The following is a 12,171-nucleotide window of genomic DNA, read 5'->3' on the forward strand; positions in this document are numbered from 1 at the left end:
TCCTTGTCAATGGTAGAATATGGTTAAAACGCCCGTTTGTTTACTGACGTTGCTGCAACGCATATCCCATGCTACTACTTGCATGCAGAGCATTTTAGGATTTATAACACAAACATGTCAAAACCTGACGGTACACCCCACCGCGCAAAAAACAAAAAGAAAAGGTTAAGGTAGCTTCTGCTTGACAAGCTTGCTGACAGCTTCGGGGCTGGCTTTACCTCGGGCTTGCTTCATAACCAAACCCATAACCAACCCAAACGCGCCCTTGCCCTGCTTCTCAACAGCAGCCTTATTGGTGAAGATAACCTCATCAACCAGCTGGTTCAACTCGGCGGCGGAGAGCATCTTAAAGCCCAAAACCGCCATCGCTTCCTCCACACTTCGGTCGGGGTTCTTGGAAAGCCAGCTGAAAACATCCGCCGTTGCCTCCTTAGCCAACTCGCCCCTGCCAACGTTGTAGAAGAGGTCTTTTATCTGCTGGTCCGAAACGTTCTCCACGGGTACGCCGTCGCGTTTGAGCGCTTTAAGGCTCTCCGTTAAGAAGACCGCAACCGTGGTGGCTGCAACGCCGCTTTCCTGCACGATGGCTTCAAACAGCAGAGTGTATTCGGAGTCCAAAATCTGCTTTGCCAGCTTGTCGTTTAAGCCGTATTGGGTTATGAGGCGTTTTTGCTTGTTTTCGGCGGATTCAGGCAGGTTCGCTCGGATATGCTCTACAAGCTCTTGGGTAATCTGTGTGGGCGGGATGTCCGTTTCAGGATACATTCGTGCGGCGCCTGGACGGGGGCGCATGTACCTTGTGGTGCCGTCGTCTTTGGCGGTGCGGGTCTCCGCGGGAACACCCAAAAGCAGCTCCCGCGCCCGTTCAGCAACAGCCTTCAACGCGTCCACGGTGTTCTCAGCAGTGTCAGCCACAAAAACCACTGCGTCGCCCTCTTCAGCAGCAACAGCAGCTCGGACGGCAGCCACTTCCTCGGCGGTTATGCCGTAGTTTGGCATTTCGTCAGTGTGAAATATACCGCCAACTCTGCCCCAGAACTTAGCGCGGTCTGACAACTCGGTGCCGACACGGAAGTTAGGCATTAACTCTCGTCCCAAAACCCCAGCAAAACCCGCCAGCTTTAGGGCTTTGACAGCTTGTTTTCTGTCGATAGCTTTGCGGATGACCTTTGATTTCGTGCTCTGAAAGATGCCCGCTACGTCCACGATGTCTTCTTTGATGTCCGCGGGTTTGACTCCTTTAGCGGTAAGTTCGTCTTTGACGGCAATCAAGCCTAACTGCCGCATAACTTCGTATTCGACGACGGTGCTTATGAGTTCTAGTGCTTGAACGCCCTTAATTTCGATGAGGGCGCCGTTTGGCAAGGAAACGTTGAGGTCCTGTCGGATGGTGCCTAAACCGCGCATGACTTTGCCGGTGTCGCGCAAAATCCGCCCAATCGTCAACGCCACTTCCTGCGCTTCCTGAGGCGAATAAATCACGGGCGCCGTCGCCACCTCAATCAGGGGAATGCCTAGGCGGTCGATGCGGTAGCGGATGATTTTGCCGTCGGCTTCGGTGCCTGTTTTGCGGGCGGCATCTTCTTCAAGGCTTGCAGCCTGCATGGGGATGGTTTTGTCGCCGACTTTTATCCACCCAGCCAACGCGATGATGCTGGTGCGCTGAAAACCCGTCGTGTTGGATCCGTCAATGACCGTCTTGCGCATAACATGCACCTCGTCGATGGGCTTCATGTTCATCAGCAACGCCGCAGTAAGCACCACTTCCACAGCCTCCAAGTTCATCGGGTGCGGAGGCTCCTCATCCATCTCCACAAGGCAGGCGGAGTCTCGGTTGGCTTCATAAAGAACCCGCACGCCCTTTTGGAATTCAAAGTACGCTGCGGGGTCAATCTGTCCCAGTTCGCTCTGGGTGGGACGCAACCTACGCAGGAACACGATTGAGGGGTCCTCCTTAAACAGCAGAGGCGGACAACTGCAGAACAGTTTCTCTTTGGTTGCCAGTTGCTGGTGGATTTCTAACCCCACTTTTAAGCCCACTTTAGCGTAATCAATTGCCATTTTATTGCCCTCCTTCCGTGATGGTTGGTTCTTGAGGAAGCGTCCGCGGCGAAAACTCCCCTGCAACGCTGGTTTTAAAGAGGCGTTTGGCTTCTTGAGGGTCGCTGGTTTGTCCAAGCGTCCACATAAGCTTAACCAACGCAGTTTCGGGGAACATGTCATCGGTTGGAATCACGCCCAATCCCTGCAGGTCGCGTCCTGTGTCGTAAACGTTCATGTTAACACGCCCCCAAATACACTGAGAAGCCAACGCAACCACCACACCGCGCTTAACTGCGTTTCCTATGGCGCTAAAGCAAGAGCTGCTCACGTGCCCAAGCCCCGTGCCCTCAAGCAAAATCCCCCTAAACCCTTGCTCCACGTACCAATCGATGACTGCAGGGTCAAAGCCGGGGAAAAACTTCACCATAGCCACCTTCTCGCAAAAATCAGGTTTTAGGACAAGCTTCGCGTTGGGGTCACGTTTTCGATATTGGTCAGTGAGCATGATGACTGTGTCGTTTTCGGTTCGCGCGATGGGGGAGGCGTTCACGGGTTTGAAGGTGTCTCTTCGGCTGGTGTGGCATTTGCGGACGCGGGTTCCACGGTTAAAGATGATGGAGGTGTCTGCAACCGTCTCGTGCATCGCGATGGCGACCTCAGCAAAGGGTCCGTAAGCGGCGGCTTTCACTGCTCCGATGAGGTTTGTTGCCGCATCGGAGCTGGGACGGTCGGAACTTCTTTGGGCTCCAACCACAACCACAGGAACAGGCAGGTTTTGCAGGGCAAAGCTCAACGCAGCTGCAGTATACGCCATCGTGTCGGTTCCGTGGGCTATGATGACGCCTTGCGCGCCATGTTCGATGTGTTCGGCTGCGGTTTTTGCCATTTGTGCCCAATGTTTGGGGTTAAGGTTCTCGCTGTAGACGCTGAAAACAATCTGGGTATCCACCTGAGCAAGGTCAGCAAGTTCAGGAACAACCCCATAAAGGTCGCTGGCAGAAATAGCTGAACGCACTGCGCCTGTTCGGTAGTCAACACGGCTTGCGATTGTTCCGCCAGTGCTTAGAATCGCGACTTTAGGCAGGTCAGCTCGTTGGGGAGGAAGCGGCGGCGAAGCGAAGGCAGGTTTTGCGCCTTTGCCGATTTTCTCAATCACCACGGTTGGGGTGAGGCGGATGCCGATGTTGTAGCCGCTTTTCATTTTAACAACAACGTGTGTGTCGTCACCGGATTCAGAGCGGGGAATCAGGATGCCCTCGTAAGATTTGCCTTCGTCGCTGACGCGGACAAGGTCGCCCACTGCACATTCGGCTTTTGTTATGGCGGCTAATGCTTTGCCTTTGTAACCTAAATTCTCCTCAGTTTGACTCATGCCTGCTTCCTTCAAACCTGTTAATGTAGTTTAGCGGCTTTAACTCAACCGCACATAATGTATTTTGTGCTCAGCCCTTAATAACCAATCTAAACCCAAAAACACAAACGCACGAAACAGTAATGCCCTGATTGGAAATTTGTTCACGTTTTACCGCCAAAAAATTAAATAACACCAAATGTTGCAGTTCTAGCATAGCAAAATTTTTAAGAGTAAACCTTCGAAACAGAAGGAACGGAGGAAACAGAGAGTGAACTTTGAAACGAGCAAAAATCTAAGCGGAGTCGGCGCAATACTGCTTTTCGTAAGTCCAATTGTTGGCGCAGCAACAGGATTCGCAACTGGCGTATTAGGACTCATAGGCTTCATACTCTTACTTATCGGCGCATACGGGTTAGCTCAATACTACAGGGAAGCAGGCATCTTCAACAACATTCTTTACGGAACCATCGTAGGCATAGTCGGCGGAATCGTCGCAGTCGTCGTTGCAGCATGGGCAGCAATCAGCATGCTACCAGAACTTTTGGAGAAAATATACCCCACTTGGAATGGCGATTGGACCACTCTTCCAAACATGACCCCAGACACATCAAACTTGGCCATTGGTGACTTCTCACCCTTTCTTGGAATAATCTTCGCAGTCGTTGTAATTGTATTCATTGTAACAATAATCATGGCAATTTTCTACCGAAAATCCTTAACTATGCTTTCAGCAAAAACAGGCATCGGCTTATTCGGCACCACAGGAACCATTCTGCTAATCGGCGCAGTCCTAACCATAATCTTCATAGGGGCAGTGCTTGTGTGGGTCGCAATGCTTCTGCTTGCGATAGCGTTCTTCCAGACCCGTCCGCCGCCACCTCAACCTTCAATGCCGACCGAAAATATACCCCCCATGTAGCTGAGTTGAACCAATCAACTCTTTTTTTCTTCTTACACTCACCCACAGAACAACCTACAAATCATTAAACCATTCAACAAACATTAATTCACGAGCAAAACCTATATTTTTCTTCATCGCTAAAAAGAGGTGAGCCAAAAGGCGGTCAACGTTATGTGTCACAATAAAAATGGAGTGGAAGAACAAAACAAGCAGCAAAAAAACGATTTAGAAGACCAAATACTGCTGGAAAAGAAACGCAGTGAAGAATACTTGACGCGTCTAAAGTATTTGCAGGCAGATTTTGAGAACATGCGCAAACGGTGTGACCGACAAATAGAGGAAGTCAGTCAATATAGCAATGAACGCCTAGTTATACAGTTACTTGATGTGGTGGACGAGTTGGAGTTGGCCATCAAAACCGCACAGACCGCTCAAACAGCTCAAGCGCTGATTGAAGGGGTCCAGATGACGCTGAAGCGGTTGCGAAAAGTTCTTGAACTAGAAGGAGTCACTCCAATAGAAAGCGTCGGAAAGCCTTTTGACCCCACCAGACACAACGCCATCGCAGCCGAAGAACGCGAAGACGTAGAAGTGTGTATGGTAACTGAGGAAGTCAGAAAAGGCTACCAGATGAAAGAGAAAGTAATACGACCAAGTATAGTCAAAGTAGCAGTAAAAAAAGCGCAGTCACAAAATAAAGAGGAAAAGAAAAATGAGTCAACCTAAAACGGGAGAAAAAATTTTAGGAATCGACCTTGGAACAACAAACTCAGCAGCAGCCATCTACGAGAACGGCAGACCCACCGTGATTCCCAGCGCAGAGGGACCAACAATGGCGGGCAAAATGTTCCCCTCAGTGGTTGCTTTCACCAAAGACGGGCAACTTTTAGTTGGGGAACCTGCCAAACGTCAAGCCACCGCCAACCCTAATGGAACCATTTTTGAAATTAAACGGAAAATGGGAACAAAACAAAAAGTAACCATGAACGGCAAAGAATACACGCCCCAACAAATCAGCGCCTTTATCCTTCAAAAAATCAAGAAAGACGCTGAAACCTATCTGGGCACCCCAGTCAACAAAGCCGTCATAACGGTTCCCGCCCACTTCGATGATAACCAAAGGCAAGCAACCAAAGACGCTGGCGAAATCGCGGGCTTTGAAGTTATGCGCATAATCAACGAACCAACAGCCGCGTGCCTTGCCTATGGTATTGACAAGCTGGAAAAAGAAATGAAAATTTTGGTTTTCAGCTTCGGAGGCGGAACCCACGACGTAACCGTCATGGATTTTGGCAAAGGCGTCTTCCAAGTCTTATCCACCAGTGGTGACACCCAACTCGGCGGAACCGACGTTGACAAAGCAGTCATGGGCTACGTTATTGAAGAATTCAAACGTCAAACGGGTGTTGACGTAACCAACGACCAAATGGCGACTGCCAGACTTAAGGAAGCGGCAGAAAAAGCCAAAATCGAATTAACCACGCTCACAACCACCGACATCGACCTTCCCTTCTTAACGGCAACCAACGCTGGACCTCAACACCTTCACCTCACCTTAACCCGAACCAAACTGGAAGCCTTAGCTCAACCCATTGTGCAAAAAACTGAACGCACCATCCTTAAAGCCCTTGAAGACGCAAAGCTAACCCCACAAACTGTAGATAAAATCATTTTAATTGGCGGCATGACCCGTATGCCCTTGGTTCAACGGTTTGTGGAGCAGATTTTGGGCAAATCACCAGAACGCGGCTTAGACCCCATGGAATGCGTCGCCATAGGAGCATCCATACAAGGCGCAGTCCTCACAGGCGAGGTCCACGATATTCTCCTGTTAGATGTTACGCCCCTTTCGTTGGGTGTGGAAACCATGGGCGGCATCTTCACCAAAGTCATCGACAAAAACACCACCATCCCTACCAAGAAGTCACAGGTTTTCACAACCGCCGCAGACTTCCAAACCGCCGTAACCATCCATGTACTGCAAGGCGAACGACAAATGTCAGCAGACAACGTTTCGCTGGGCATGTTCAACTTAGAAGGCATTCCACCCTCACCCAGAGGCGTGCCCCAAATCGAAGTAATTTTTGACATCGACGCCAATGGCATGCTCAACGTCACTGCAAAAGACCGAGGAACAGGCAAAGAAAACCGCATCCGCATAACCGCCTCAAGCAGGCTCTCCAAAGAAGACAAAGAACGGATGGTTAAAGAAGCCGAGCAGTTCGCAGACCAAGACAAGAAGAAAAGGGAAGAAGCCGAACTGCGAAACAGCGCTGACAGCATGGTTTACACTGCGGAGAAAACCAAGAAGGACTTAGCGGACAAACTCACCTCTGAGCAAAGTGGCAAAATTGACACCGCTGTTAATGCACTAAAAGACGCACTGGCAAAGGCAGACTTAACCGCCATCAAAGAGAAAACTGACGAGTTAGGCAAGGTGCTTCAGGAAGTTGGCACAGTGATTTACCAGCAAGCAGCTGCTCAAGCACAGGCACAGCAACAGGCTCAAGGCGAACAAGCAGGACCACAAACGCAGGAACAACCAGGACAACAACAAGGACATCCCGGTCAGGAGCAGTCTTCAGGCGACAAAGTTGTCGATTCTGAAGATTACAAAGTGAAGTAACAAGCGAAACAGTCTTAATCTACCTTTTTCTTCCTTTTGTTAATCGCGGTAAATTGGTATGGCAGAGAAAAGAGACTACTACGAAGTTCTGGGTTTATCCAGAGATGCATCAAAAGACCAAATTAAAGATGCTTATCGAAAACTGGCTATGCAGTATCACCCAGACCGCAACAAAGCCCCTGAAGCTGAAGACAAATTTAAAGAAATCTCGGAAGCTTACGCAGTTCTTTCCGACGACCAAAAGCGGCAAAAGTACGACACGCTGGGCCACTCAGGCTTTGACCAGCAATACACGCAGGAAGACATCTTCCGAGGCGCTGACTTTAACGACATCTTCCGTGACGTAGGCGGAGGATTCAGTGATATTTTCCGCATGTTCTTCGGAGGAGGTTTTGGAGGCGGAGACTACGGCGGACAACGTGTTAACCGAGGACAAGACCTGCTTTACGAAATGAGCATTACGTTAGAAGAAGCTGCTCAAGGCATCCAAAAAGAAATTGAGATTCCACGAACTGAACAATGCGAGGTCTGCGGTGGGTCCGGAGCCGCACCGGGAACGCAGCCGACAACTTGTCCCCGATGCAGCGGAGCAGGCAGAGTTCAAAACAGGCGGCAAAGCATGTTTGGCACGTTTGTTCAAGTTACTCCTTGCCCACAATGTAAGGGAAAAGGAAAGATAATCGAAATACCATGCAAGAACTGCAACGGGTCAGGGTTAGTTAAAAAACGCAGGAAAATCACGGTAACGGTTCCCGTCGGTATTGACGAGGGCTATCAGCTACGGCTTCGCGGCGAAGGTGACATGGCTGAATACGGAGGCGAAGCGGGTGACCTCTACGTGTTGGTTCACATATTACCCAATGACCTGTTTGTACGTAACGGGGACGACCTGCACTACGTTTTGATGATTGGTTTTCCACAGGCAGCATTAGGCACTGAAGTTCAGGTGCCCACCCTTGAGGGACCAGCCCCGCTTAAAATCAAAGCAGGAACCCAGGTAGGCGACGTAATACGGCTAAAGGGCAAGGGAATGCCAAGATTCCGCGGCTACGGCAAAGGCGACTTGCTTATTCAAGTAGGTATAGCAGTACCAGAAAAACTCACAGGCAAGCAACGGGAACTGTTAGACCAATTAGCCAAAGAATTCGGCGAGGACATACAGCAGAAAAAGCACCGCTTTTTTTAGACTCTAAAAGTCCACCCCCCCAAGGGTACGGAAAAATTTTAAAGCAGAAACAGCAAATAGAAGGGAATTGTGAATTATAATATGGCTATAAACTTAGACGTATTGTTGATATCGCTGGTAATCAGAATCCTTGTGTTGACACCGGTTCTGTGGATTTCGGGCAGAATATTGGTTGGCGGCAATAAGGCAAAATTCACTGACGCCATCTGGATAGTCGTGTTAGGAACCGTCATTGCAGGCATCATCGAATACTTCTTCATCGGCTGGATTTCAAGCATCATCGTGCTGCTAATTTGGCTTGGCTTGGTTAAACACTTCTTTGACTGCGGCTGGCTCAAGGCGTTCGTCATAAGCGTAATAGCGATACTAATCTTTGTAGTAATCACGTTTCTCTTTGAACTTGCAGGCTTCGCAATTTGGAGTTTGACGTTTTAAAACCAAACCTATAAAATTTCTTTTTTTCTTTTCGAGATGTAGGTAAAACTTAAATTGCCAAACCAACAATCCCAGTGCAGGGAAGCCTATGGTTTATTGTTCTAATTGTGGAAAAGAAATACCTCAAAACGCCGGTTTCTGCCCCAACTGCGGCACTAAAGCAAGAATTGAACCTCCATCCGCAACACCCTCCGACGAAATGAGGGAAGCACTCACCAAAATGAGCATAGAGATGGAAAAAGCCTTCAGTATAGCAGCAAAACAGGTCCAGGAAGCCTTCAAAACCGCAAAGGATAACGTGCAGAAAACAGTTTACAAGGAACCTATTGTTTGCCCTAACTGTGGAGAAAAAAACGTAGCTAACGCTACTTACTGCTTTAAATGTGGCAAAAACCTCTCCGAAACAGAACCTGCTAAACCAACTGAAGGCAACTAAACCCAGGTCTCCACGATGTAGGGACCTTCAGTAAGCGCATTGGTAGACGCGGTCTGTTGCGGCTTTTGCAGGTTCTAGGCATAGAAACAAAGCAGAAAAGTAGAGGGGAAGGAGGCTATCAAAACGTAGCCTACCTACCTGAAGCCAATTAAGATAGAACTATGAAAATACGAAGGCATCAACCTAACGCTTGTCGCTAAAAAAACTTAAAAAAGAGGCTTCGTCACGAGACGAAGAGATAGCAGCAATAGACGTGCACCCCGCTTGTCAAAACCTCAAAATAACCGCATACCAAAAAAGCGAAAGTTTGGGGAAGTATGCTAGTGATTAGACCATGTTTGTCTTAAGGTTTTTTAGGTGAAACATCTATTCATACCGCAAGGACGGGGACGCGTGCACAAAGCCAAACGAGTATTCATAACCGCACTGTTTAGCTCAATAATATTTGTCACCAACTTCTTCGTGCCACCCCCAATTAACTATTTGCTCATCGTCGTTCAAGCCGTCATTCTTGCGTTGGCAACGCTTTTTGTAGGCAGAGCAGGAGCCACATATGTAGGCTTAATCGGAGGCGCCATGTCTGCACTGGCGCGACCAGCATTTGGTCCCTTCACCTTCATTTTTACTCTCCTCTATGGAGTTCTAGTCGATTTGTTCTTCATCGCCTGCAAAGCATACCCAACAAAAGAAGGCGCAAACAGAAATCGAATCATTCTTGCCATGGCTTTTAGCACAGCCATAATCGGCTTCACAAGCTACTACATCATTGCCGTATACGGCAAAATCATTGAACTCGCACCACCCGAGTTAACACCTATGATGTCAGCTCTGGTTATTTTCGTTGCAACTGGAAGCGGCATATCCGCCGGCTACGCAGCCGCCTACCTCTGGAACAGATACCTAAAAAATGTCCCCCTATAAAAGCGGAACCTTCCCCGACATATTTCTGGACACGAAATATCCCTTTTAAGCCTTTAGCGGCTCAATGCATGATGGAGAAAGGAGGAAGGCGCCCTTACCCCTCTCCTCGTCAAAAAAGGGGAGCTAAAAGGTACACCTGACGTGGTTGAGATTGCAAGTTAGGAGTTAGCTACCAGATTGGCTAACCCTTCTTGCAAAGTAACTTTTGCATTAAACCCAAGCTGTATGGAGGCTTTAGAGGCATCCCCGTAACTGAAACGTATATCGCCTATGCGGGGTGGGCCATGCACAACATCAAGTTCACGCTGAGTTACCACACTTAACGCACCAACTAAGTCGTTGATACTTGTGGGTTGCCCCGTACACACGTTAAAAACCTCGCCACCCACGTCCTTGGCTTCTAACGCCAAAGCTAAAGCTTGAGCAATATCACTAACGTGAATGAAATCACGAGTTTGCTCACCGTCACCCTCCACAGTTAAAGCTTTCCCGTCTTTTGCTTTACGAAGAAACTTTGTGATGACACCACTGTAGGGGCTGTTCTCGTTTTTAGGACCGTAAACGTTGAAAAACCGCAAAGACACCGCCCCAATGCCATAGCATCGGTGGAAGGCTTGACAATAAGCTTCACCAGCAGCCTTCGAAGCAGCATAAGGAGAAAGAGGATGCAAAGAAGTAGTTTCCGTAACCGGCAGAGTTTTAACGTCACCATAAACAGCGGTTGAAGACGCAAAAACAAGCTTTTTAACGCCTTGTTTTGTAGATTGCTGAAGAACGTTAAGTGTTCCTGCGACGTTAACTGCGTTATTTAATTCGGGGTTTTGGACTGACGCGGTTACGTCGATGAGGGCAGCCAGATGAACCACTGCATCGATACCTAAGAGGGCGTTGTTTAGGTCTTGGGGGTTGCGTATGTCGCCCTTTACGAAACGAAAAGTTGTTTCGCCTTGACTTTTGGAGAGGTTCTCAAGTTTTCCTGTTGTTAAGTTATCAAAAACGGTTACGTGGTAGCCCTTTTGGATAAGCAACGGCACCAGATTGGAGCCGATAAAGCCAGCTCCGCCAGTAACTAAAACGTTCTTCATACACATCGATAGCTTATCTGCGGGTAGACGATTAAACTTTTTTGGCGTACAATCAAGACAAAAAAAATTCAGCATACATAAACAAAAAAATACTGAAAAAATAAAGAAAGCTTAGACCAAGGGTAACCTTAGGCCAGTTTTACTGCTTTGTTTTCCGCACTGAAAAAACTGTCAACGCAGCAAAACAGGCAGCCAACGCGGCAAACGCGCCTAAAGCGTATTCAGGCAACACAAATATACCCTCAGAACCCTCGGTTGTTATGGCTTCTTGAGGTTCATATTGACAGTCGCCGGCGAATGTGGCTTTGACGGGGTGAAAACCGTAAGGCAGGGTAGCTGGAACTTGCCAGTCAAAGGTGTAGCTGCCTTGAACGCCTGTTGTAACTGTGGAGATTGTGTTCCAGGAGGCACCGTCAAAGTAGCTGAGTGTGATGGTTTTTCCAGAAATACCGATGTTGCTGTTGCTTGCAAGTGTTAGTTTTCCTGTTAGGGTTGTTTGCATGTTTCCGTTTGTGTCAACGGTTGTTGGGGTACAGGTGATGTTTAGGGCAGTTTCAGCTGCAGCGGTTTCTGTTTGAAAGAGTGCGGTTATTTCGCCTGCACCATAGACACGGAAGGTCGTGTGGCTGGACTCGGGGTCGGCGATGGAAATTGACTTGGTTGCTTTCCACACCTTGAAGGCATAGTTTGTGTTGGGTGAAGCGGATAAGGGATTACCGCTTGAGTCAGCCGCATACCATACTTCGCCAGTGGGTTCCGTAGAGCCGCCTTTGAGAGGGTCAACATTGAAGGTGACCTTGTATTGGTGAGTGTAAACCCAAATGTTGGTGTCGGAACCGCCGCTTGAGGGAGTTTTTCCACTCCACGTTTTGTTACTGCTGACCCACCGCTCAGATGCCGAAACAGTTATTGTTCCTTTGGGGGTTATTGACCACTCACTGTTTTTCTTCATGTCAATCTTGGTCGGCGTTTGGGTGAGGGTGAAGTCTTGGCTTTTTCCAGACGCATCGATGTATTGAAGGACAGGAGGTTCCAGAATTGGCTCCTTGTCGGAGGTGGAATAACTCACAGTCATAGAGTAGGTTGAAGCAGCCCAAACACAAGGCACCGCACTCACTGCAATTGTTAAGATAAGTAAGATGGTTAAAGTTTCAAGTTTGTGATTTATCATAGCAATCGTGTTT

The 12,171-nt window shown here is 48.5% G+C and carries 11 protein-coding genes; 7 read left to right on the forward strand and 4 right to left on the reverse strand.

Annotation, left to right across the window (positions count from 1 at the left end):
- Positions 1-165: 165 nt before the first annotated feature.
- Positions 166-2,061, reverse strand: coding sequence for a Glu-tRNA(Gln) amidotransferase subunit GatE (gene gatE, locus ACBZ72_05030; protein XES78239.1), 1,896 nt, complete (start codon positions 2,059-2,061; stop codon positions 166-168).
- Position 2,062: 1 nt separating this feature from the next.
- The gene (gene gatD, locus ACBZ72_05035) at positions 2,063-3,415 is read right to left on the reverse strand and encodes a Glu-tRNA(Gln) amidotransferase subunit GatD (GenBank protein ID XES78240.1); all 1,353 of its coding nucleotides are present in this window, start codon (positions 3,413-3,415) and stop codon (positions 2,063-2,065) included.
- Positions 3,416-3,665: 250 nt separating this feature from the next.
- On the opposite strand from gatD, the gene ACBZ72_05040 reads away from it, so the two are divergent.
- The 7 genes from ACBZ72_05040 to ACBZ72_05070 all read left to right on the forward strand — a co-directional run bounded on the left by ACBZ72_05040 (position 3,666) and on the right by ACBZ72_05070 (position 9,902).
- Entirely contained in the window at positions 3,666-4,316 is a 651-nt protein-coding gene (locus tag ACBZ72_05040) for a DUF996 domain-containing protein (protein ID XES78241.1), read from the forward strand.
- A 153-nt stretch (positions 4,317-4,469) separates the two neighbouring features.
- Positions 4,470-5,024: a nucleotide exchange factor GrpE gene (locus ACBZ72_05045; GenBank protein XES78242.1), complete on the forward strand. Its 555-nt coding sequence runs from the start codon at positions 4,470-4,472 to the stop codon at positions 5,022-5,024.
- Positions 5,011-6,924 (forward strand): molecular chaperone DnaK, encoded by a 1,914-nt coding sequence (gene dnaK / locus ACBZ72_05050; protein ID XES78243.1) that lies wholly within the window; start codon positions 5,011-5,013, stop codon positions 6,922-6,924. Before ACBZ72_05045 ends, dnaK begins: the two co-directional genes overlap by 14 nt.
- A gap of 58 nt (positions 6,925-6,982) precedes the next feature.
- Positions 6,983-8,110 (forward strand): molecular chaperone DnaJ, encoded by a 1,128-nt coding sequence (dnaJ, locus tag ACBZ72_05055; protein XES78244.1) that lies wholly within the window; start codon positions 6,983-6,985, stop codon positions 8,108-8,110.
- Positions 8,111-8,191: 81 nt separating this feature from the next.
- Positions 8,192-8,545, forward strand: a complete 354-nt coding sequence (locus ACBZ72_05060) for a hypothetical protein (protein XES78245.1) — start codon at positions 8,192-8,194, stop codon at positions 8,543-8,545.
- 88 nt (positions 8,546-8,633) lie between these two features.
- Complete coding sequence (locus ACBZ72_05065) at positions 8,634-8,981, forward strand: zinc-ribbon domain-containing protein (protein ID XES78246.1); 348 nt, start codon at positions 8,634-8,636, stop codon at positions 8,979-8,981.
- Between the two features lie 393 nt (positions 8,982-9,374).
- The gene (locus ACBZ72_05070) at positions 9,375-9,902 is read left to right on the forward strand and encodes a hypothetical protein (protein XES78247.1); all 528 of its coding nucleotides are present in this window, start codon (positions 9,375-9,377) and stop codon (positions 9,900-9,902) included.
- A 158-nt stretch (positions 9,903-10,060) separates the two neighbouring features.
- On the opposite strand, the gene ACBZ72_05075 is transcribed toward ACBZ72_05070, so the two are convergent.
- A complete protein-coding gene (locus tag ACBZ72_05075; GenBank protein ID XES78248.1) occupies positions 10,061-10,993 on the reverse strand; it encodes an SDR family NAD(P)-dependent oxidoreductase in 933 nt (310 codons plus the stop codon).
- Positions 10,994-11,126: 133 nt separating this feature from the next.
- Positions 11,127-12,158 carry a hypothetical protein gene (locus ACBZ72_05080; protein XES78249.1) on the reverse strand — a complete coding sequence of 344 codons (1,032 nt, stop codon included), beginning with the start codon at positions 12,156-12,158 and terminating at the stop codon, positions 11,127-11,129.
- Positions 12,159-12,171 lie beyond the last annotated feature (13 nt).

The organism is Candidatus Bathyarchaeia archaeon, from assembly GCA_041447175.1.
In the GTDB taxonomy this organism is placed as follows: Archaea; Thermoproteota; Bathyarchaeia; order Bathyarchaeales; family Bathycorpusculaceae; genus JADGNF01.